The organism is Breznakibacter xylanolyticus (assembly GCF_003254275.1).
GTDB lineage: Bacteria > Bacteroidota > Bacteroidia > Bacteroidales > Marinilabiliaceae > Breznakibacter > Breznakibacter xylanolyticus.
In genome coordinates this window covers 35,151-58,691 of the sequence record NZ_QKZK01000015.1, presented here as the reverse complement: position 1 = coordinate 58,691, position 23,541 = coordinate 35,151, and the positions used below count along the sequence as shown (strand labels likewise).

The 23,541-nt window shown below is 45.8% G+C and carries 19 protein-coding genes and 4 tRNA genes; 7 read left to right on the top strand and 16 right to left on the bottom strand.

Going from position 1 to position 23,541, the window contains the following annotated elements:
• The first annotated feature begins 380 nt into the window (after positions 1 to 380).
• Positions 381 to 2,483, top strand: coding sequence for a TonB-dependent receptor (locus tag LX69_RS10300; protein ID WP_111445944.1), 2,103 nt, complete (start codon positions 381 to 383; stop codon positions 2,481 to 2,483).
• A 76-nt stretch (positions 2,484 to 2,559) separates the two neighbouring features.
• Here the strand turns inward: LX69_RS10300 and LX69_RS10295 are convergent, their stop codons facing one another.
• Together LX69_RS10295 and LX69_RS10290 are read right to left on the bottom strand one after the other, a co-directional pair.
• The gene (locus tag LX69_RS10295; protein WP_111445976.1) at positions 2,560 to 2,925 is read right to left on the bottom strand and encodes a CoA-binding protein; all 366 of its coding nucleotides are present in this window, start codon (positions 2,923 to 2,925) and stop codon (positions 2,560 to 2,562) included.
• A 19-nt stretch (positions 2,926 to 2,944) separates the two neighbouring features.
• A complete protein-coding gene (locus tag LX69_RS10290; RefSeq protein WP_221621336.1) occupies positions 2,945 to 4,978 on the bottom strand; it encodes an FAD-dependent oxidoreductase in 2,034 nt (677 codons plus the stop codon).
• Between the two features lie 436 nt (positions 4,979 to 5,414).
• Between LX69_RS10290 and LX69_RS10285 the strand changes: the two genes are divergently transcribed.
• Together LX69_RS10285 and LX69_RS10280 are read left to right on the top strand one after the other, a co-directional pair.
• A complete protein-coding gene (locus LX69_RS10285) occupies positions 5,415 to 7,064 on the top strand; it encodes a DUF6377 domain-containing protein (RefSeq protein ID WP_111445942.1) in 1,650 nt (549 codons plus the stop codon).
• Between the two features lie 186 nt (positions 7,065 to 7,250).
• Positions 7,251 to 9,350, top strand: coding sequence for a glycoside hydrolase family 97 protein (locus LX69_RS10280; RefSeq protein ID WP_221621335.1), 2,100 nt, complete (start codon positions 7,251 to 7,253; stop codon positions 9,348 to 9,350).
• Between the two features lie 84 nt (positions 9,351 to 9,434).
• On the opposite strand, the gene LX69_RS10275 is transcribed toward LX69_RS10280, so the two are convergent.
• The 3 genes from LX69_RS10275 to LX69_RS10265 all read right to left on the bottom strand — a co-directional run bounded on the left by LX69_RS10275 (position 9,435) and on the right by LX69_RS10265 (position 15,165).
• On the bottom strand, positions 9,435 to 10,412 hold the full coding sequence (locus LX69_RS10275) for a hypothetical protein (RefSeq protein ID WP_146260709.1): 978 nt from the start codon (positions 10,410 to 10,412) through the stop codon (positions 9,435 to 9,437).
• A gap of 6 nt (positions 10,413 to 10,418) precedes the next feature.
• A complete protein-coding gene (purD, locus tag LX69_RS10270) occupies positions 10,419 to 11,687 on the bottom strand; it encodes a phosphoribosylamine--glycine ligase (protein WP_111445940.1) in 1,269 nt (422 codons plus the stop codon).
• A 175-nt stretch (positions 11,688 to 11,862) separates the two neighbouring features.
• Positions 11,863 to 15,165 carry a sensor histidine kinase gene (locus LX69_RS10265; RefSeq protein WP_111445939.1) on the bottom strand — a complete coding sequence of 1,101 codons (3,303 nt, stop codon included), beginning with the start codon at positions 15,163 to 15,165 and terminating at the stop codon, positions 11,863 to 11,865.
• 300 nt (positions 15,166 to 15,465) lie between these two features.
• Between LX69_RS10265 and LX69_RS17775 the strand changes: the two genes are divergently transcribed.
• Positions 15,466 to 15,642 (top strand): hypothetical protein, encoded by a 177-nt coding sequence (locus tag LX69_RS17775; protein WP_170124327.1) that lies wholly within the window; start codon positions 15,466 to 15,468, stop codon positions 15,640 to 15,642.
• A 25-nt stretch (positions 15,643 to 15,667) separates the two neighbouring features.
• Complete coding sequence (locus tag LX69_RS10255; protein ID WP_111445937.1) at positions 15,668 to 16,135, top strand: DUF4268 domain-containing protein; 468 nt, start codon at positions 15,668 to 15,670, stop codon at positions 16,133 to 16,135.
• 86 nt (positions 16,136 to 16,221) lie between these two features.
• Here LX69_RS10255 and LX69_RS10250 read toward each other — a convergent pair whose 3' ends face one another.
• From LX69_RS10250 to LX69_RS10220, 6 genes are all read right to left on the bottom strand, one after another.
• Positions 16,222 to 17,220, bottom strand: coding sequence for a beta-ketoacyl-ACP synthase III (locus tag LX69_RS10250; protein ID WP_111445974.1), 999 nt, complete (start codon positions 17,218 to 17,220; stop codon positions 16,222 to 16,224).
• 115 nt (positions 17,221 to 17,335) lie between these two features.
• Entirely contained in the window at positions 17,336 to 17,521 is a 186-nt protein-coding gene (gene rpmF / locus LX69_RS10245) for a 50S ribosomal protein L32 (protein WP_111445936.1), read from the bottom strand.
• Positions 17,522 to 17,533: 12 nt separating this feature from the next.
• Positions 17,534 to 18,052 carry a YceD family protein gene (locus tag LX69_RS10240; RefSeq protein ID WP_111445935.1) on the bottom strand — a complete coding sequence of 173 codons (519 nt, stop codon included), beginning with the start codon at positions 18,050 to 18,052 and terminating at the stop codon, positions 17,534 to 17,536.
• Between the two features lie 258 nt (positions 18,053 to 18,310).
• Positions 18,311 to 20,107, bottom strand: a complete 1,797-nt coding sequence (gene typA, locus LX69_RS10230; RefSeq protein WP_111445933.1) for a translational GTPase TypA — start codon at positions 20,105 to 20,107, stop codon at positions 18,311 to 18,313.
• A gap of 147 nt (positions 20,108 to 20,254) precedes the next feature.
• The gene (locus tag LX69_RS10225; RefSeq protein WP_111445932.1) at positions 20,255 to 20,647 is read right to left on the bottom strand and encodes a (deoxy)nucleoside triphosphate pyrophosphohydrolase; all 393 of its coding nucleotides are present in this window, start codon (positions 20,645 to 20,647) and stop codon (positions 20,255 to 20,257) included.
• A 256-nt stretch (positions 20,648 to 20,903) separates the two neighbouring features.
• On the bottom strand, positions 20,904 to 21,884 hold the full coding sequence (locus LX69_RS10220; RefSeq protein WP_111445931.1) for an adenosine kinase: 981 nt from the start codon (positions 21,882 to 21,884) through the stop codon (positions 20,904 to 20,906).
• A gap of 134 nt (positions 21,885 to 22,018) precedes the next feature.
• Here LX69_RS10220 and LX69_RS10215 point away from each other — a divergent pair.
• A tRNA-Asn gene (locus LX69_RS10215) sits at positions 22,019 to 22,092 on the top strand.
• A 24-nt stretch (positions 22,093 to 22,116) separates the two neighbouring features.
• Positions 22,117 to 22,190 (top strand) — tRNA-Asn (locus tag LX69_RS10210).
• 85 nt (positions 22,191 to 22,275) lie between these two features.
• Here the strand turns inward: LX69_RS10210 and LX69_RS10205 are convergent.
• From LX69_RS10205 to LX69_RS10185, 5 genes are all read right to left on the bottom strand, one after another.
• Positions 22,276 to 22,497: a DUF5652 family protein gene (locus tag LX69_RS10205; protein ID WP_111445973.1), complete on the bottom strand. Its 222-nt coding sequence runs from the start codon at positions 22,495 to 22,497 to the stop codon at positions 22,276 to 22,278.
• Between the two features lie 118 nt (positions 22,498 to 22,615).
• Positions 22,616 to 22,687 (bottom strand) — tRNA-Glu (locus LX69_RS10200).
• A gap of 11 nt (positions 22,688 to 22,698) precedes the next feature.
• Positions 22,699 to 22,953 carry a 30S ribosomal protein S20 gene (gene rpsT, locus LX69_RS10195; protein WP_111445930.1) on the bottom strand — a complete coding sequence of 85 codons (255 nt, stop codon included), beginning with the start codon at positions 22,951 to 22,953 and terminating at the stop codon, positions 22,699 to 22,701.
• Between the two features lie 32 nt (positions 22,954 to 22,985).
• Positions 22,986 to 23,057 (bottom strand) — tRNA-Glu (locus LX69_RS10190).
• Positions 23,058 to 23,223: 166 nt separating this feature from the next.
• The gene (locus tag LX69_RS10185) at positions 23,224 to 23,391 is read right to left on the bottom strand and encodes a PspC domain-containing protein (RefSeq protein WP_111445929.1); all 168 of its coding nucleotides are present in this window, start codon (positions 23,389 to 23,391) and stop codon (positions 23,224 to 23,226) included.
• Between the last annotated feature and the right edge of the window lie 150 nt (positions 23,392 to 23,541).

Below are 23,541 nucleotides of genomic sequence, written 5' to 3'. Positions count from 1 at the left end.
CTTTTTTTTGATTAAATTAAACCAACTATTTACTGAAACTCGTTTGCACAATCATCCCCCGCCCCGTTTTTACCGACCAACCGCTGACTGTTGACCGATGCGTAAAAACCTGTGACTGAAAAAGATTGTACTTTGGCACGGATAATAACAGGGCGCAAAAGTAGCGCTTTTTTTATTACAAACCAATAAATTGCATTTTTTTTACGCCAGGTGAAGCATCTACACAATCGGCCGTCTTAATTCGAGATTCGACACATAAAATCAACATCAGATCATAGAAAACACACTATCGAGATAAAATTTAACACAGATTAACAAAATGCCAAAATACTTTTAAACTTCTATTTATTTTTGTGGCGAATTTTTAAACCTTAATTTTAATGAAAAGAGAAATCAGAAAGGCATCTTTATGCCTGATTGCGGGGACATTGTGCCTATTTGCACCAATAAAAGCTCAGGAAAATCCCCAAACCCCTTCCGGTCAAAAACAGGAATCGATTGAAGACTTAAGCTTTTTGTCAATCGAAGAATTGGTTGAACTGATGAATCAACCCATCTATTCCGTCTCAAAACAAAAAGAAAAAATTTCGGAAGCACCCATGTCGGTTTATCAAATCTCCAAAGATGAAATCAACCGATGGGGGGTCAGATATTTATACGAGACACTGGGACGTGTACCGGGTTATACTTTTTATAATACTGACTACTACGGTCAATACGGAGTAATGGCCAGGGGCTGGCAATCTATCTGGCGCTATGGCTATAGCATTGAATTAATGCCGGTGGTTGATTTTGGTCACTCATCATTTCCAAGTGAATTTTTTGGAAACTTGGAAGCTGTACGAGGCCCAGCCGGGTTAGCTTGGGGTAGCAGCGCAAACGCCGGTTTGGTGAACGCCAATTTGAGAAGCGACCTCAACGGAGCTGAAGTGGTGGCACAATATGGCAATTACAACCAATACTCGGTGAGTACCATGTATGGTCATCAGTTCAAAGACAACAACGGGTCGATGTTCATCGGCTTTAATCAAAAAGGTCAGGACTATCAGGTGCAGGAGAATGCTTTTGGCCAACCGGGAAACAATTGGAAGACAAACGGATTAAGACCTTCATATTCTTTTGTGGGTAAAATACATTACCGGAATTTCAAAACAATCTTCTACACCGAACACAACGATCACTACTCGCCTCAACTTTGGTTTGCCGATGCCTATGCCCGAAACGAACAATCGCAACAATGGGAAACCACATCGTATGCCCAATTTTGGGACGATATTAAAACGACCACCGGGCAGGAACCCCACGACCAGCTCAACGTACTCTGTTACCGAATGGAATATGCATTGCCCATCAACAATGACCACATCAGCATTTCACTTTATCACAACTACTATAATCGCATTTGGTATTTCGAACCGGTTGCCTCGCTGGGCGACCACAAACGCGATGTGGGCTTTAACGCAAACTTCAAACTACTCAAAGACAAATTGAACATCAATTTGGGCAGTGATTTGTTTGGACAGTTTCGCATTAACATGTATTCGAACAATCATAGTTTTGCACTCGACCGTGGAGTTGATTGGTTTAGCTCAACATATCGTGCATCGGACATCACTTATAACAACGCATTTGCACAGGCCAATTATCGTGTCACCGACAAATTAAAAGTCATTGGCGGTGTGCGACTGGACTATCAGGATGATGGCACCTTCACCGACGTGATTGCTTTTTACAGAGGTGGTGCCATCTACAACATCAACGAGAACCACGTCATCAAGTATTTCTACAACAAAGCGCCACGACGTCCGCAAGCCAACGAACGCACCCTCACCTCCCCGGATGCTGAAAACCTGGATGCACACGAGTTGGCTGTTATCGGAAAATTGGCCAGAAAGCTGGATTACAGCCTCACCTTTTACTCACAGCGGCTGAAGAATCAAATCACGCGCGACCCAATCACGTTTAATGACTTTACCAACACGGGCGGATTAGACGTTGCTGGTGTTGAATGGGCTTTGAGCACTTCTCCGGCCAACGGCTTGCTGGTGTACTGGAATGGATCGGCACTTGCACCTCAGGTCAAAAAGAAAGAATATTCCATCAACGGGATCACCACAACGGTGGCTGAAGCACACAATTCTGACGATCAGCCGCTTTTTGTGCCCACGTTTAATTCATTTTTGGGTGCAGAATACAACATCGCCCGACTCATGAAACTCAATTTGGCCTGGCGGGGTGTTTACGGTATTCCATATATGGATGCCGCCATGGCAGAGAAAAAAGCTTCGGCCGATTTTTTTGACATGACGTTGACATCAAAAAAATTCTGGAACAAACTGGAAGTCTCCTTTACCGCACTCAACCTGTTAGATAACCGCAAAGGGCTTCCGGCATACGGCGAACATGCCAAAAACCAACCCGGCACCATTGAACCGGAAGGATTGCGTTTTTATTTGAAAACACGCTTTACCATTCCGGATTGATGAATGCGTTTGAACATCAAAAAAAAATCCCTGCATCATTATTATGAGCAGGGATTTTTTTATTATATCCTGATTATCAATACCCGCCAGTGGCAAGCAGCACCAACGTGCATGCCTCCTCGGTGGCAATGCCGTGAGTTTCGAGATGTTGTGCAAACTCCGGGTTTTCAGTGCCGGGATTGAATATCACACGCCGGGGCTTCAGAGATTTAATGTAATCGTAATACCCTTCCTGATTTTTGGCCGAAACATACATGGTCACGGTGTCCACATCAGAAAATGGGATGGGCTCGGTGACGATTTCCTTCCCAAACAGCTCCCCAGTGCGACTTCCCAACAAATAGATGTCGTGGTCATTTGCCAACAATCTTTCGGCGGCTTTGTAAGCATATCGATCACTTTTAGTGCTGGCGCCAATGATGAGGGTCTTTTTGTGTGTCATAGCATAATCCATTTAATAGTTACGAGGCTTGTTGGCGATACATGGCCATCATGCGGGTAATGCCGCCACCATTTTTAACGTTTGTATAACCCAATTGTTGCAAAAACATCTGCGCATAGGCTGAGCGGGCTCCCGAAGCACAATATACCGTGATGTCACGTCCTGAATTGTTCCCCAGTTCGCCATAACGACGATCCAATTCATCGAGAGGTATGTTGACTGCCCCCGGCACAGCACCCATAAGGAATTCCCCGGGCGTACGCACATCGACCAAAACAGGACCTTCTCCCTGCATCGGTGCCTGTTGAGCTTCAGTGGTTTTCTCCTGCTTCTCGTCATTTATACGTTTAGCCTCGATGGGCAAAAGGGCAACTTTCACATGCTGAAAACCGACCGTTAAAGCCAATCGCTGAAGCGACTGATGACCTCCCGATATATTTACCACATGCGACAAGCCGGCATTAACGAGGGTTCTGACAGCCTGATGGCCTTTCTTGCCGGTTTCGTCGTAAACGACAATAAGGCGATCGTGAGGAAGCGAATCAATTTGCCCCGTTAACAACTCCAACGGGATGTGACGGGCACCATTGACATGCGATTTCTCGAAGGCGAACACATCACGCACATCAATAAACAGCACCGGCTTACCATCAACCAATGCATCCACCTCACCGGCTGTCACCGACGGACTATAACCCGACAGTTTGTTTTCGGCAGCATAGGCAGCCATATTCATGGCATCATTGGCAGTGCCAATGGGGGGAGAGTATGCAAAATCAATATCAGCCAGATCCGAAACCGTCAGTTTGGAGGCCACAGCCGTGGCGATGACATCCAGGCGCTTGTCGGCACCCTTGTAGCCGGCCGTTTGGCCACCCAGCACAATGCCCGTGGCTTTGTCGAAGACCAACATCACCGTCACAGGCTCAGAACCGGGATAGTATGAGGTGTGATGCTCCTTGTGCACCACCACCGCGTCGGCATCAAAGCCAACCGCACGCGCCTGCTTGAGGGAAAGACCGGTAATGCCGGCCACGGCTTCAAACACGCGCACCACCGATGTCCCAATGGAGCCTTTATAAGGATGATGGCCTCCCAATGCATTTTCGGCTGCGATGCGCCCCTGACGGTTGGCAGGCCCGGCCAGCGGAATGCGAACTTTTTTGCCATTTACCCGATGGTCAATCTCTACCATGTCGCCGGCGGCATAAATATCGGGGTCACTGGTTTGAAGATAAGCATCGACTAACAAACCGCCCGACTCGCCAATTTGGAGACCAGCCTCACGAGCCAGTTGCAAAGTGGGACGAACACCAATAGAGAGAAGCACCATATCGGCATCTATGAGCATGCCATCGTCGAGCTGCACCTGCGAGGAAGTAATCTCGGTCACGCCCACACGGGTATGCACATCCACACCATAAGCCATCAACTCGGCGGTGATAAAACCCGCCGTTTCAGCATCCATTACACTCATCACGTGAGGCATCAACTCCACCACATGCACCTTAAGACCGCGTTTCACCAATGCCTCGGCCATTTCCAACCCGATGAAACCACCGCCCACCACCACGGCGCTCTTTGGCGAGTTCTCGGAAAGATGACGAGAGATGTTATCCATATCTTCGAGCGTCCACAACGTGAACACATGGCGAAGATCGGCACCCGGCAAGGTTGGTGTCACCGGTCGCCCGCCTTGAGCCAGAATTAACTTGGTATACTCAAAGTTTTTTTGCTCGCCACTGCGCACATCCATGGCCACCACTCGATGCGCCTGACGGTCGATAGACGACACCAGCGTGTGCGTGTGTACCTCTACATTGTACTGCTCCTTGAAACTCTCGGGGCTTTGAAGAATGAGGCTCGAACGATTTTCAATATCGCCCCCGATGTAATAAGGCAGACCGCAATTGGCAAACGAAATGTCAGGCCCGGCCTCCAGCAAAGTGATATGTGCCGATGCAGATAAGCGACGCGCCTTGGCTGCCGCAGTGGCTCCGGCGGCTACCCCGCCGATGATCACAATTTTTTCCATGTTATGATGTGTTTTCATTGTTAACGATTTTAGATATTGCAAAATTAGCTCAACACCCAACCGAAGGCAAGAGTTCAGAGCCGAACGACATCCGTTGGGGAATTGATATACATCAACCCATGAATTGAATTATCACCACCAAAAAAATGTGACGGGGCTTCGCACCGCCCCACGGCATGATGGTCGAGACTGCAAAAGCCTAATGAGCGGCGCAAAAGCTTCCGGCACGGGTGCAACGGGCAAGCGAGCTGATTTTTAAACGTCACAAAATTCGATTGATAATACAGATGTGTCATTGGCAATCCCAATGCTGCACCCCCATCTTAGGGTCACGACATGACCGGTAATCCAACGGGTTTTCTAAATTTGTTGTCCCATGCCATCCATCTCACATCAAAGGCATGCGAATAAAACGATTCATCGATGGCCGTGTGCCCCACAAATATCATCTCCAATGAAAAAATATATGCCCATCCTGTGCATCAGCATCTTGGTAAACATGCACGCCTTAAGAGCAGTGGCATCAACCGACTCGTTACTTCGAGTACTCGACACGGTCATCATCCATCGCACGCATTATCAGCAGAAAAAAGAAGCGCGACTGGCCATCATGCAACAGCAAATGCATTCCACAACCTCTGCCATCGAACAGGATCAAATATTAACCCGTCTGTTCGAAGCCTATTTGCCTTACAATACCGACTCGGCCTATCAATACGCCATCCGAAAAGAACAACTGGCACATAAAATGAACCAACCTGACAAGGTGGCCGAATCACAAATCAACCTGGCAGCCGTATTATGCATCACCGGAAATTACAAGGAAGCACTGGAAAAGCTGCAACCCGTACGTTCCTTGCCAATGACCGACACCCTGCTGCAATATTATTACCACCAGGCACGAACCATCTACGGTGCCATGGCCGACTATACATCGCTGCCCGAGATGCGTCGTCATTATATGCAACTCACCGATTGCTACCGCGATTCCATCCTCACGCTCACCAACGCCGGCAGCCTGGATGCGGCGATTGTGAAAGGCGACCAACTCATTGTGCAAAGGAAATATGCCGAAGCACTGTCTTTGCTGAAACCCGTTTTTGACACCATTGCCCACGGAAGCCACAATCAGGCCATTGTTGCATATATGATGGCCGAAGCTCATGTGGGAATGAACCATCGCGACGAGGCGCTGTACCATCTCACCATCTCAGCCATTGCCGACATCCGAGCCACGGTCAAAGAATACATCTCGCTGTGGCAGTTGGCCACCCTTTTGCACCAACAGGGCGACACCAAACGGGCACATCAATATCTGCAATGCTCGCTCGACGATGCCGCATTTAGCAAAGCCCGACTGCGCACACTCAAAATTTCGGAAATATACCCCATCATCGACAAAGCCTATCAAGCCCAACTCAATCAGCAACACCGGCGGGTGGTAACATTGCTGCTGGTGGTGAGCGTACTCACAATATTGCTTATTGTTGCTGTGGTGTTGGTGTGGCGTCAGCTGCGCAAGACATCAACCATCAGAACCCAATTGATTGAGGCCAACCAACAATTGCAACAAGCCAACGACTCATTGCGACACACCAACCTGGCACTCTCCGAAGCGGGCATCATCAAAGAAAATTACATTGCCCGATACATGGATTTGTGCTCAGTTTACATTGAAAAACTGGACACCTACCGACGTTCGCTCAACAAACTGGCCGTGACCGGAAAAACGCACGAACTGATGCAAACGTTAAAATCGACCACTCACATCGATGATGAGCTGCGCGAATTTTATGCGTCATTCGACGACTCGTTTCTGCGATTGTTCCCCACATTTGTAACCGACTTCAACAACCTGCTGGTCGACACCGAGCGAGTGACGCCAAAACCGGGCGAACAACTCAATACCGAACTCCGCATTTACGCCCTCATTCGTCTGGGCATCAGCGACAGTGAAAAAATCGCACGCTTTCTTCGCTACTCGGTCACTACCATCTATAACTACCGAACCAAAACACGCAACAAAGCCGCCGTGGCTCGTGCCGACTTCGAAAAAATGGTGATGCTCATTGGGGCTGAGATGCCTACAAACATCCATTCATAAGTCATTGTCAAATACTTTTAGATGAATCCACCGGATTAAATACACTCTGAATTACAATACCTTAACTTCACACCCAACCTTCATTCAACTACCTTTTCACTCCACACAGTGGAAGCTTCGGGGGCGAGAGATTATCTTTGTTAAAAAAGGTTGACAAACGACCTTCAATAACAAACACATCACATTATGAAGAGAGGATTATTTTGCCTGGCCATGGTTGCACTCGCATTGACGAGCATGGCACAAACCTTGAAATCGCCCGATGGAAACCTCAGCCTGTCGGTTGAAGTAAAAAACGGAACCCCTATGTACCGACTCGACTACAAGAACCGGTCAGTCATTAAAGAGAGCAGTCTGGGCTTGGAGATTAAAGACGGAAAGCACCTCACCTCAGGGTTTACAGTGGGTGAAACAACGACATCGACCTTTGATGAAACATGGGAACCGGTATGGGGCGAAACCAAAACCATCCGCAATCATTACAATCAACTCAGTGTACAACTTAATCAGCCATCCACCCAACGCCATTTGGTGGTGACTTTTCGACTATTCAACGACGGTTTGGGTTTCCGTTACGAATTTCCGCAACAGGCCAATCTCAACTATTTTGTCATTAAAGAAGAAAAAACCCAGTTTGCCCTGGCCGGCGACCACAAAGCCTTTTGGCTGCCGGGCGACTACGACACACAGGAATACAGCACCATGACCTCCTACCTGTCGGAAGTGCGCGGGCTGATGAAAGCAGCCGTCACCGGCAACGCTTCGCAAACCACCTTTTCCGAAACCGGCCTGCAAACGCCCCTGATGATGAAGAGCCGCGACGGACTGTACATCAACATTCACGAAGCCGCCCTGGTGAATTACTCCTGCATGTCGCTCGATTTGGACGATAAAAATTACATCCTCCACTCCCATCTCACCCCCGATGCCATTGGCGACAAAGGCTATCTGCAAACACCCTGCACATCGCCCTGGCGCACTATCATTGTGAGCGACAAGGCCGCCGACATTCTTACCTCCAATCTTACCCTCAACCTTAACGAACCATGTAAATACGAAGACGTATCGTGGATAAAACCCGTGAAATACGTGGGCGTGTGGTGGGAGATGATTACCGGCAAAAGCTCATGGGCTTACACCGACCTCACCAGCGTAAAAATTGACCAAACCGACTACACCCAAACACCTCCCAATGGTCGCCATGCCGCCAACAATGACAATGTGAAAAAATACATCGACTTTGCAGCCCAGCACGGATTCGATGCCGTGCTGGTGGAAGGCTGGAACACCGGCTGGGAAGACTGGTTTGGCAATTCCAAAGAATATGTCTTCGACTTTGTGACCCCCTACCCCGACTTTGATGTGACAATGCTCAACCAATACGCGTCCTCCAAAGGGGTGAAACTGATGATGCACCACGAAACATCCAGCTCGGTGCGTAACTACGAGCGACACATGGATCAGGCCTACCAATTCATGGTAGACAATGGTTACAACGCGGTAAAAAGCGGTTATGTGGGCGACATCATCCCGCGGGGCGAATACCATTACAGCCAATCGATGATTGACCACTACCTGTATGCCGTCACCAAAGCTGCCGAATACAAAATCATGGTCAACGCACACGAAGCGGTGCGCCCCACCGGCCTGTGCCGCACTTACCCCAACCTGATTGGCAACGAATCGGCACGGGGCACCGAATACGAGGCTTTTGGCGGGAGCAACCCCGACCACACCACCATTCTTCCCTTCACCCGCCTGATTGGTGGCCCTATGGATTACACGCCGGGCATCTTCGAAACCCGCATCAGCTCGTTTAATCCCAACAATGATTCATGGGTGCGAACCACACTGGCACGCCAACTGGCATTGTATGTGACCATGTACAGCCCGCTGCAAATGGCCGCCGACATGCCCGAACACTACAACCAACATCTCGATGCCTTTCAATTCATCAAAGATGTGGCCATCGACTGGGACGACACCCGCGTGCTAGAAGCCGAACCGGGCGATTACATCACCATGGCCCGCAAAGCCAAAGGAACCCACAACTGGTTCGTGGGCAATACCAGCGACGAAAACGGACACACATCGACTTTAACACTCGACTTTTTGGATCCCGGAAAAAAATACACTGCCACCATTTATGCCGATGCCAAAGACGCACACTACGAAACCAACCCCAAAGCCTACACCATCAAAAAAATGACGGTGAACAGTAAAACAAAACTCAATCTTAAAGCAGCTCCGGGGGGTGGATATGCCATCAGTATCATCGCCCAATAAAACGACATGGTATAAAACACAGCAGCCCGAACGTCATTAGACATTCGGGCTGTTTTTTATTTGTTTAAAAAGAATACAATTCGGTCACACAAATAATTGAGCCAAAAAGGTCATCCCAATAAAAATATAAAAGAAGAGGTTTTGCCACAAACCGGGCTTTAAGGCTTCAAAATAGTTACTCAGGATAATGGTTACGCTCACCCCCAGCACAGGAATCAACTCCATGGAGAAAAATGGCGTCGCAGCTAAAAACACCGCATAGACCACCAACCACAGCATGACACGATAATAACGTCGTGTCAATATTTTAAATGAGCTGCTCTGACGAATCGTGGCTAACAAACCCAGCAAAATCAGCAGCACCATCACCCCGTTATAGAATTTTGAAAAACCGTTGTGCGTAAATACAGGTGCAGGAGACAGTAGATTTTCAAACAGCACTTCGACCAGCTCAAGATGCCGATCCATATAAAAATATGCCCCAAACGTCAAAAAATACGGCAAAACGAGTCCAATGAACGATGCCAGGAAATTGCGTAACGACATGATGTTAACCACAATCATACCACACCATAACAATGGCACCCAATAAAGACCCCGAGCAAAAAACAGCGACCCGACCGACACCAAAAACATCATGTTGAAAACTTCAACAGACGCATCACTTTTTGAACCCCCTTGAAATAATTTATGCAAAGCCCATGCAAACAATGGTGTGAAAAACCACACCGGGTTCAGAGCCTGCACAACGGTATAACCGCTCACGAAAACCAAAAAAACTACTCCCGGCAATACCGATTGTCGTCGTAATAACACATACTTGGTATTGAGTCGATTGAGAGCATACACCGTTAAAAATGCCAGAAAAAGTGAAATAAGGGGCAACAACTTCGATTGCGGGTTAATGTACCCCCACAATAATTCGGTCAAAGGCATGGGCACTTCAAATGGCACCGCCACCTGGGGTTCACCCAAAAGTGCCTTTGCCCATAACAACCCCATCAAAAAGGGAAGCAGGGCAAAAGGAACCAATGTATTTTTATGGAAAACCCGAAAAAGCATACGCAATTACAAATCAAATCCAATATCCGAACGATAATTCATCCCTTCGTAGTCAATGACCTCGATGTTGCGATAACAAGCATCAAGCGCATCTTCCATGTCGCGGCCATAAGAACTCACGGCCATCACACGACCACCATTAGTGAGCACTTTCTCGTTTTTGAGCACGGTGCCGGCATGAAAAACCATACTCCCTTTTACGCGATGCAAGCCATTGATTTGGTGTCCTTTTTCGTAATCGCCGGGGTAACCGCCTGCCACCAACATCACTGCTGTCACGGGGCGAGGGTCAATTTCCATTTCATGTTTTTTCAATTCCCCTTTGGCCACAGCCTTAAACAACTCCAACAAATCGTTTTTGATACGAGGCATCACCGCCTCTGTCTCAGGATCACCCATCCGCACGTTATATTCAATCACGTAAGGTTCTCCATCGACATTAATCAATCCAAAGAAAATAAACCCTTTATAAAGAATATCATCCTTTTTTAAACCTTCAACAGTGGGTCGGATAATCCGGTTCTCCACCTTTTGCATAAACTCTTTGTTGGCAAAGGGAACAGGTGAAACGGCTCCCATTCCACCGGTGTTCAATCCGGTATCGCCTTCACCAATGCGTTTATAGTCCTTGGCCTCGGGTAATATTAAATAACTATCGCCATCAGTGAGTACAAACACCGACAACTCAATGCCGCTTAAAAACTCCTCGATGACCACCCTACTGCTGGCCTGACCAAATTTCCCGCCCAACATGGCACGCAACTCAGCTTCAGCCTCGGGCAGATTGTCAATAATGAGCACCCCTTTCCCGGCAGCCAGTCCATCAGCCTTGAGTACGTATGGTGCCTTCATGGTGTTGAGATGGGCAATGCCCTGCTCCAGATTTCCGGCAGTAACAGTAAAATATGCTGCCGTTGGAATTTTATGACGCTTCATAAAATCTTTGGCAAAATCCTTACTTCCTTCTAAACGGGCACCATCTTCGGCCGGGCCAATCACGGGCACACGCGCCAAATCAGGATCATTCAGGAAAAAATCCTTGATACCACGCACCAACGGCTCCTCGGGTCCCACCACCACCATGTCTATTTTCTCTTCCAGAACCAGCTTTTTAACCGCTTGAAAATCGTTGGGATTGAGATTCACATTATATCCCAGCGGATCGGTTCCCGCGTTACCGGGAGCAATAAACAACTTGGTCAAATGTTTGCTTTGGTTCAATTTCCAGGCAATGGCGTTCTCACGACCGCCCGATCCTAATAACAATACAATCATGGGTGATGATGCTTAAATGATTAAATGCACTTTACGGGCTGCAAAATAACACAGTTTTTTCGGCAACGTCAAATCTGTGACTCCTATTTTAAAGGTTTTACCCGCTAAACAAGGCAAAACAAAAACCAATTCATCAACATGTAACATGAAACCATGTAATCAACAGAGATACAAATTACTCTTCGACCCGATAAACAGGCAGTGTAAAGGTGAAGGTACTGCCTTCGCCCGGCTTACTCGTAATACGAAATTCTCCCTTATGCCACTCTACAAACTCACGACATATCAGCAAGCCCAATCCCGTCCCGGGTTCTCCCTCCGTTCCGACGGTCGTATGTGAGGGCTGACGCGCCATAAGCTTTTCGACAGTAGCATCGTCCATGCCGGTGCCGTGATCAATCACCGACACAACGGCCTTTTTTCCCATCCTGACACACTCCACACGAATGGTCGTTTCACGAAAAGAAAACTTAATGGCATTCGACACCAAATTACGAACAATGGTCTTCACCATATCCGGATCGGCATACACATACAAGGATGCCGGGCAATCTATTTGCAACAACAACCCTTTTCGACTCAACATCTCGGCCAAAAAATCTGTTGATTCAACCAACACGTCATGCAATAAAAAGGATGACTGATTAAACTTCACCGAATTAGTTTGACTTCGAGCCCACAACAACAAATTCTGTAACAACGCAAAAATTCGATTGGCCGAAATATTGATGGTCGTCATCAATTCTCGACGCTCCGATTCATTCAAATGCGAGTATTCCTCTTTGAAAACTTCCGACAATCCTATGATGGAATTAAACGGATTTATCAAATCATGAGCAATAATGGAGAACAGCCGATCCTTGGTTTTGTTGAGCTGCTTGAGCTCATCGTTTTGTTTACGCAGCGTTAAAGCCTGAGTGCTCACCAATCGAGACTGTGTTTCAAGTTTACTCTGCCGCTCTTCTAATAACTTATTGAGGTTATCCAAATATTCAGCCTGTGCCATGAGTTCCTGATTGCTGGCCTCCAATTCTTCGGTTTTGGCTCTCACCATCTGACTCAAAATTATCTTCTGCTTCAAAAGTGACTGAGTTCTAAATCGCATGAAAAACCAAATACCTCCAATCAGAATCAACACACTGATGATGCGTGCCCACCAACTCGAATACCATGGTGAATCAACAATAATCTCAACACTGGCGCCCTTTTCATTCCAGACTCCATCGTTATTGGCCGCCTTAACTCGAAAAATGTATTTTCCTGGGGTCAGATTGGTGTAGGTAGCCGATGTTTGATTGCCCACCATCTGCCAATCCTTATCAAATCCCTCAAGCTTCACCGCATAACGGTTGCGATCAGGATTATTAAAATTAATGGCATGATAGCCGATCGTCATAACCCGATGGTTGTGGTCAATGCGTACAATTTTAGCATAGTTGATTTGCCGTTTCAACAACTGCGACGCATGTCCCGGCACAATCAACTCTCCACCTAGTTTTAACGTAGTAAGGACAACCGGTGGGGGGATAGCATTAAACGTCAACTTAGCAGGATCAAAATAAGTAACCCCGCGTATACCTCCAAAATAGATGACCCCAAGACTGTCGCGAAATACCGAGCGAGGTAAAAACTCATCTGGTTGAACACCGTCTGACTCATCAAAATGTCGAACCTGGTGCGTCGATTTATTAACCCGAATCAACCCACTCATGGTACTCAGCCACAAGTTTCCGTCCGCATCTTCAGTGATGGCACAAATGCTGCCATTTATCTCTTGTGAATTGATGCGTACAAAATTATTATCCTCATGATTATAACGACTTAAACCCCTGTCAGTTCCAACCCATATCGCGCCTGAAACATCCTCAAAAACGGTCACCACATTGTTGCCACTGATGGTAGTCACATCACTCTTTTGAGAATAAAATCGCTGAAAACGAGTGGCTCCTCGGTTTTTAATGTTTAGACCCCACGCAGTGGCCACCCATAAATTGCCTTTTCGATCAAGAACCACCTGATTGGTCCATTCGTTGCTTAAATTACTGTTGGTTGATGTAAAATGATCAAAGCGTTTCGTCTTCATGTCAAAACGATCGACACCGGCACCATGCGTGACCAACCAGTAATAACCATCGGGGTCATACACCATGGAGCGAACATCATTATTAGCAATAGACAACGGATTAGAGGGGTCATTCATAAATTGCTCAAAACGACCCGAAGAAGGCAAATATCTTAACAACCCGCGATTATAACTCCCAACCCACATGTGACCTTGGGGGTCGCCATACAACATCGTAATCGACTGCAAAGGAACTCCGGTGCTCGCAGCGGTAATTTGCTGAACACGTTCTCGTTGACTGTTAAAAACATCAATCGCAAAACCAGCATGTGCAAACCACAACTGTCCCCGGCCATTTGCCTGTATCGCCGAGACACGATTCGCTGACAAATGCCACGGATTATATGACTGATCATTAATGTGGTAAAAACCCTTGGGTCGTACACTCAACCCCAAGCCTCCTGTATGATGGCACACCCAATAATTATCATTCAAATCCTGAAAAATACCACTAACGGAATTACGAATGACATAAGGCGACTGAATTTGATAGGGATAAGACAAGAAACGCCCGGATGCATCATCAAATAGATTCAACCCCACATAATCGACACGCCACAACCGATCGTGACGATCCACATACATGCGGGTCACAAATTCACTCCCATTTTGTCCAGCATCCACCAGGCGAATGGCTCTTTGATGCAAATCAAAATACCAAGTCCCTTGTCCAAGTGTCCCCAACCACAATCCTTCATCTTTGTGAACCAGCGCAGTTAATGGTTTTTCAGGGATATTTCCCATATCGGGTCGATAAATAAACTCACGCCCCGATTGTATATGATACCCGATCAACGATGAAGGATAAGCCGTTGTGAACCACAACATATTCGCACGATCAAATGCAAAACCCGTAATTTGGCCTTGCTTGGCAGTGTAAAAAATCTCAAACATCTTTCGAGATGAGTTGTAGCGGTACAGTTTGCTCCCTTCGGCAGCATAAACCGTTCCTGCTCGATCGATATCCAACTGTACAATTTTTGCAAACTCACCGGCAACTTTTCCTTCAAAAACAACTTCCTTAAAGCAATCACATTCTGCCTGATACAACACCAAACCTTCGGCAGTGGCAACCCATACATCTCCCCCCGAATCGGCCATCAACGTCTCAATGCTTTGATGCGGCAATAAGCCATCGCCTGAACCATAGGACGTAAAATTCATCCCATCAAAACGGTTCAACCCTTCAGAAGTGCCCACCCACAAATACCCAACCGAATCCTGCACAACCGACGTCACAAAAGTGCTCGACAATCCCTCTTTCTGATTGAAGTAACGCATCTTCAAATCGGGAAACTGTGCCGTCAGCCCGACAGAGACCAACAAAAAAAACATGATGACACTAAAAAACTTCATCTGGCTGAGAATTCACGTAAAATCTTTTTAATCCGGCATTCAACATTTAAATCATGTCGAATGTTATTGTGAGGGTTTGAATTTTTAAAGATAATTCAATTTTAATGGTTTAATCAACCTATTTCATCTTAAAAATTCGTTACACCACAAAACCGTTACGTCCAAGTGACAACTTGGGTTACCGTAATTATATGCATTTTTTATAATTTGAACCGCTCAACCGAAAAGACCAAACACCAGCAAAATCTCGACACAATTAAAAAATTTCCGGGCACCCAAACTAACATAAAACAACAATCCGTGAAAAAGCACCCCATCTTCGCCGTAATCGCCATCCTGCTCATCATCGCGGGATTTGGCATGATTCATTCCACCAAAGGAATCATGGAAATTATTAGCATCCTGTTTATCGGGATGGGAACCTTTTATCTGCTCTATCTCCTATTCACGTCATCAAAAAACCGTAATGAATCGTAAATTTGCCTATTAAAATTATTCATCCATGTTTTCGAAAGAAGAAGCGAAACAACTGCGATTGGCATTTTGGCAAAAACTCGAGAACCGCACCCGCAGACTGCCGGGACAACGCGGCGAAGTAAAAAAATGGATCCTTGATAACACCGGCATCCGGGGCGTCGATTTGCGTTTCGATGTCGATCGCCAGAAGGCCATGGTGGCTCTCGAAATCAGCCACCGTGACGAAGATCGCCGTTTAATGTTGTTTGCCAAACTCGATGCTTGTAAGAACATCTTCGAGGAATCATTTGGGACTCCCCTCACGTGGGAATTGGCCTACGAAAAAAGTCCCGGTCACTACGTGTCGCGCGTTTTTGTGCAAATGCAGGGCGACATTTACCAACAAGAACAATGGCCTTCCATGATCAAATTCTTGATATACAACATGGTCAATCTCGAAACAGCATTCCTCGAAGTGAAGGATTTTTTGAAATACGACGAATTAGGCCAATGAAAAATGCAGGTTGAGCCAAAGCACATACCTGCATCTTTATTATACTTGGTAAAATCGCAAACTGTTTTTACCCCTATTGGGTGCTATTACTTAGCATCATAAGCCCACTTCACATACACTGATCCCCATGTAAATCCGGCACCAAAAGCAGCCAAAATCAGGTTGTCACCTTTCTTTAACTCACTTTCAAGCTCACACAGGCACAACGGAATAGTAGCAGTGGTGGTGTTACCGTATTTGTGAATATTAATCATCACCTTTTCCTTGGGTAGCCCCATACGATTACCGGTGGCCTCAATAATCCTCAAATTGGCCTGATGGGGAACCAACCAGGCAATGTCCTCTGACTTTAACTGATTCCTATCCATGATGTCCACGGCTGCATCTGCCATCTTTGACACGGCATGTTTAAATACCGTTTGCCCCTCCTGGTAGATGTAATGCTCACGCGCATCAACCGTAGCATGCGAAGCCGGCTTCACCGAACCACCTGCCTTCATGATCAGATGATGACGCCCAAAACCATCGCTGTGCAGATTGGAATCCATCACCCCCATCGCTTCTTCCGTCGGCTCCAGCAATACAGCTGCTGAAGCATCACCAAAAAGTACACAGGTTGTTCGATCTGTATAATCGGTGATTGACGACATTTTATCGCACCCCACCACGATAACCTTTTTTTTAGATCCGCATTCAATGAATTTAGCAGCCACATCCAATGCAAACATAAATCCCGAACATGCCGCATTGATGTCAAATCCCTGTGCATGACGAATATTCACCTTGTCGGCTATAATATTGGCCGTAGCCGGAAAGGGATGATCGGGCGTCACTGTGGCGCAAATCAACAGGTCAATCTCATCAGGACTCGTGCCCGACTTTTCGAGCAACTGCAAAACTGCTTTGGCTCCCATATCCGACGATCCCATGCCCTCGCCTTTCAAAATACGTCGTTCACTAATGCCCACCCGGGTCATAATCCATTCGTCGGAGGTGTCTACCATTTGACTCAACTCCTGATTGGTCAGCACGTATTCCGGCAAATAGGAACCAACGGCTGTAATCGCTGCATACGTTTTTTTCACCACGAAATCAATTATGCATTTGCCCTTGGGGCAACGCGTTGTGAATGATGGAAAATGAATTGTAAAAAAAAAGCTCCCTGTTTGAAGGAGCATTTTTGTTTATCTGAACAACTGCTTAAGCAGTTACAGTTTTCTCTACGGCTAATTTGCCACGGTAATAACCACATTCGCCACACACAGTGTGCAGACGAATTGCTGAACCACAGTTAGAACATACACCTAAAGCAGGCGCAACAGCTTTATCGTGAGTTCTGCGCTTATCGCGTCTTGTTTTCGAAATTTTTCGCTTGGGATGTGCCATTTTACAACTTCTTTATTTGTTTTTATCTAATAATTTTTTCAGTTCGTCCCAGCGTGGATCGGCCGTAGCATCCTCATCTGCGGGAGCGATGGTATATGCTTCCAATTTCTGGAGCATTTCAGGATTACAACTGTTATTAGGATGCACACGCTGAATTGGCAAGTTTACCCCAATAAATTCATAAATATACTGAGCCACATTAATTTGATGTGCATCATAAGGCAACACCACAATTTCATCAGAAGGCTCATCATATTCCTCACCAAATTTCACCAACAATTTGCCTTTGCACTTTATTGCTAAATCCAGTGGTTCAAGGCATCTGTCACACGAAGTATTGACAGTACCTTTAATATTGAATTTCAAAGTTAAAAGCGTGGTTTGTTTCAATAACTCTACATCCACTTTCAGCTCCCCGCTATCCACCAGACTTTCTTCCATCTGCTCAAAAAAGCGTGGCCCAATCTCGTAATGATAGGTGTGAACACCTTCTGCAAGACCTTTGAAAGCAATGTCATATTCGCTAAACATCTCCGCCTTCGTTTTTAAAAAACTGCGCAAAGTTATAAAAAATGAACACATCCTAAAAGGAATTCTCTTTTTTTTCGATGCGCCATCAACCAAACCTCTTGCTGATGATTCAAAAATACATCATTTCAACACCTTATTGCAAAACAAAAGAACCAACGGGGCACCCGTGGCTCCTCTATTTTTATATATTTTACCTTTTTTCTTCCCATCCGATTGAATGGGAAGAAAAGGTAATTTAATGCGTCTTAAAGGCAAAAATTATTTGCCTGAACGTTTACGATCCGTTTCGTTCAACAAGATTTTTCGGATACGAATCGACTTGGGCGTCAATTCAACATACTCATCTTCCTGAATATATTCCAATGCCTCTTCAAGACTAAAAACAATGGGTGTTACAATTCGCACCTTGTCGTCAGATCCCGAAGCACGCATGTTGGTCAGTTTTTTTGACTTTGTGACGTTCACGGTCAAATCGCCTTCACGGCTGTTCTCGCCAATAACTTGCCCCATATACACTTCTTCTTGTGGTGAGATAAAGAACTTACCACGCTCCTGAAGTTTATCGATGGCATAGGCATAGGCCGTTCCGGTTTCCATGGCAATCAGGGATCCGTTTTGACGTTTTTCGATGTTTCCGCGCCAGGGAGCAAACTCAATAAAGCGGTGAGCCATAATGGCTTCGCCTGTCGATGCAGTCATCAAACTACTGCGCAATCCAATGATTCCGCGTGAAGGAATGCGAAACTCTAAGTGGATGCGTTCCCCTTTGCGTTCCATGCTCACCAACTCACCTTTACGCTGAGTGGCCAATTCAATGGCTTTACCCGAAAACTCCTCAGGCAAATCAATGGCCAATTCCTCCATTGGTTCATGTTTTTCGCCGGCCACTTCTTTAATAATCACCCGGGGTTGTCCCACCTGCACCTCGTATCCTTCGCGGCGCATGGTTTCGAGCAACACCGACAAGTGAAGAACACCACGTCCGTATACGTTCCACGCATCAGCCGATGGGGTATCCTCAACGCGAAGAGCAAGGTTTTTTTCCAATTCCTTATCTAAGCGATCCTTGATGTGGCGCGAAGTCACAAACTTACCTTCTTTACCGAAAAATGGAGAATTGTTGATGGTAAACAACATGCTCATGGTCGGTTCGTCAATGGCAATGGGATCCAAAGCTTCGGGGTTTTCAAAATCAGCAACGGTGTCACCAATCTCAAAGTTATCGAGTCCCACCATGGCACAAATGTCACCACAAGGAACTTCATCAACAGCAACTTTACCCAAGCCTTCAAAAACAAACAGTTCTTTAATCTTTGTACGAACCACCCGTCCATCACGCTTCATCAACGATACATTTTGACCGGTCTTGAAACTGCCTCGATGCACTCGTCCTACGGCAATACGGCCAATGTATGACGAATAATCCAGACTGGTGATCAACATTTGAGGGGTTCCCTTGTTCTCGGGCGGAGCAGGAATATGCTCAATAATGGCGTCGAAAATGGCTGAAATATCATCGGTTTTCACCTTCCAGTCCTTCGACATCCAGTTTTCTTTAGCCGATCCGTACACCGTTGGAAAGTCGAGCTGTCGTTCGTTGGCTTCCAACGAAAACATCAGGTCAAACACCTGCTCGTGAACTTCCTCGGGACGACAGTTGGGCTTGTCAACCTTATTAACCACCACAATGGGCTTTAATCCCAGCGCGATAGCCTTTTGCAACACGAAACGAGTCTGGGGCATGGGGCCTTCAAAAGCATCCACCAGCAACAGCACGCCATCAGTCATATTGAGAACCCGTTCCACTTCACCGCCAAAATCGGCGTGGCCCGGGGTGTCGATGATATTGATTTTATAACCGTTCCAGGAAACAGACACGTTCTTGGAGAGAATGGTGATCCCACGTTCACGCTCCAGGTCGTTGTTGTCCATGATCAGCTCACCGGCTTTCTGGTGATCTTTAAAAAGCTTGCCGGCCAGCAAGAGTTTGTCAACCAGCGTTGTTTTGCCGTGGTCAACGTGGGCGATGATCGCCACATTTCTTATCTTCTGCATACATTTATGAATCAGGGGTGCAAAGGTAGAGTTTTTTTGTTGCCAATACGGTGTCATTGCAAAAAAACCCACCACAAATCATTCGCCTTAACAAACTTTAAGAGAGGACTTAACGACTAAGGACAGGGAAATACCTCCGTGAACGAATCATCCAAGCAAGTCAACCACCTCCATCACCAAGGGAATATCGGCATCTGTCCAGGGCAAAACCGGCAAATCGTCGGGATGGTACCATTCAATTTTTTCATGCTCGATGGGCTTGGGTTCGCCATCCACCAACGTGGCTAAAAAAGGTATAAGCCGAATTCTCACATTGGAATAATCGTGCGTCACAACCGTTAATGGCTGATCTACTTTTACGGTAATCAGTAGTTCTTCTTTCAATTCTCGAATCAACGCTTGTTCTGGTGCTTCGTTCGCATCAACCTTGCCGCCGGGAAACTCCCACAATCCGGCATGTTCCATTTGACTGCCCCGAAGTGCAACCAATATGCGCCCTTGGCGAACGATCACCGCACAAGCTACTTCAATCTCATTCATTTATTTATAGTTCAGATATATGTCTAAAATCGCAAATCTATGTGCGATTACATGATTAAATATTTTTTTAAATGTCGTAAATCCGAGATTTTCTATCATTTACTGCACACAATCAGTAATGTCTTGCAGAAAAATCGTGGAGTCTCCTTGAATATCGTGTATTCTTCTTAAGAAAAATTCCGTCCTGAGTAAACCGAAGAAAAATGACGTAATAAAAGCGGCTTGTCTGCAATAACAATTGGCCTTTGTCCCAACGTTAATTCACAATCGCTTCAATAGACTTCTTAATATTACCCCAACGATCCTGATCCATCTTAGGGCCAACCACTTCGATCACATTTCCGGAAAGAAGCGCCCCTATCTGACCGCATTTATCAAGATGCAGGTTCTGAATCAATCCAAACAGGAAACCGGCTGCATACAAATCTCCGGCGCCGGTCGTGTCAGTGCTTTGTGCCGGAATAATACCCACTCGAATCACCTCACCAAAGCGCTTGATTAAAGAACCGTTCTTCCCTTGTTTAACCACAGCGATGTCGCACAGTGATGCAATCTCATGCAAGGCATCTTCGCCGGTCTTACCGGTAAAGGCATGCGCCTCCTCTTCGTTAGCAAACACAATATCCACATGCGAGGCAATAATTTCTTTCAGGAAGTCAAGATTAGCTTCAACAACATTATAGCTGGCCAAATCGAGCGACACCACCAATCCGTGTTTTTTGGCCAACTCAATGGCTTTACGAATCAAAGGTTTGTTTTGCACCAAATAGCCTTCAATATAGAAGTATTTATAACCATGAAACAGCTCATCGAACAAATCATCTTCGCACAATTCTACTGCAGCTCCCAAATGAGTGGCAAAAGTGCGCTCCGAATCGGGTGAAATAAGAGCAATGGCCTTTCCTGAAGGGGTGTCACTCTCAAGCAAACGCGTCGATATTTGGTGTTGTTGCATGTCCGACTTGAAGAATTCACCCAACTCGTCTTTACCTACTTTCCCTAAAAATCCCGTTTCAACTCCCAATGATGCCAGCCCATGTATGGTATTCGCAGCCGAGCCTCCCGATGCCTGATGACGTTGATAATGATTGGTGCGTGTCAATACGTCATTGGCTATATTACTATCTACCAACTGCATACTCCCTTTAGGCAAGTTCAACTGCGTCAACAATTCATCACTTTCAATACGGGTAAGAATATCCACCAGGGCGTTGCCCATTCCCAACACTTTGCTCATGTCACTTGGAGTTTGAAATTAATTCTATTTTTTTCTGCAAAGATATTGCATAATTTGGAAAAACTACATAGTTTTGCATCGCTAAAGAAAACAAGGGCTACTCAAGCACGAAGGTTTCTTAAGGGATAAAAAATTCCTCCTTAGCTCAGTTGGTTAGAGCACATGACTGTTAATCATGGGGTCCTAGGTTCAAGTCCTAGAGGGGGAGCACAAAAACATATTGAGGAATTATTCCTCCTTAGCTCAGTTGGTTAGAGCACATGACTGTTAATCATGGGGTCCTAGGTTCAAGTCCTAGAGGGGGAGCACAAAAGCCGCATTTGCGGCTTTTTTTGTTTATCTCCCACAGCAAAGAAGATGGTTGCAACAACCATTACTTAAAACTATTTGCTCAATTACGACTTCGGGATTCTCTTTTTCGCCGACACCTTAATAGGTACACAATCGGCAACACCCCAATCGTATTAAACACCGCCAGACAAACAAACCAGCCCAACTCGTTTCGTCGTGCGGCATGCCACATGGCAATTACCTTCCACACACCATCCCACAACATGATGCCCAACAAAAGCGGAAACAACACATGAGACCACTGTATTATAAAAAACTCCATAACCATCAGTTTAGTTCATGATGCTAATAAATATACAACAGAACCATCGGAGATGCAACAGTATAAGGATACGCACAAATAACAAAACCTCCTTCGAAAATCGAAGGAGGTAATTAAGCAGTCCCTAGGGGAATCGAACCCCTGTTTCAAGAATGAAAATCTTGCGTCCTAACCCCTAGACGAAGGGACCTCTTGATTGGCTTATGCCAATTTATTAATTTGCTTAGCTAACTTAGATTTCAAGTTAGAAGCTTTGTTTTTGTGAATAATGTTACGCTTTGCCAATTTATCCAACATTGCCACAACTTTAGGATAAAGAGCTTGTGCAGCTGCTTTCTCACTTGTTGAACGCAATACTTTAATGGCATTACGTGTGGTTTTTGCGTAATATTTATTGTGCAATCTGCGTTTTGCAATTTGTCTGATGCGTTTTTTCGCCGACTTATGGTTTGCCATTTTGGTAATTTTTTTACGATACTTTTGTTTTGCAGTCCCTAGGGGAATCGAACCCCTGTTTCAAGAATGAAAATCTTGCGTCCTAACCCCTAGACGAAGGGACCTTTTATTCATTTCGAGAGCACTTCCCTCTCAAATGCGGATGCAAAGATATAGCAAAAACGAATATCTCCAAATATCTTTTGCAAAAAAAGTCTATTTTTTTTCTCCTCGCGCACCATAAACGAATCAAACAACTGTCAATCAAATGCAACACGCAATCCTAACGACCTATTCGATCCATCCCATATGAAGTAAAAGGAACAGCACGAAGTAAATCAGAATTGGTGTTCCCACAAAGCATAAGGTTGCAATCACAAAACCGATACGAACCAAGTTGACATCCAAATTCATTTTACCAGCCAACCAAGCACACACGCCTAAAAATTTCCTTTCCATATTTTTTTTGTTTGAGTTGAATGACATTTATATCGAATGCAAATCTAAGAAAGGGGTGTCACAAACGCCAAATGAATGAACAAATATTTTAAATATGAATCAAATAGGATTATTTTTTTGACGACGGCATCTGATTCATTCCCAGAAAAT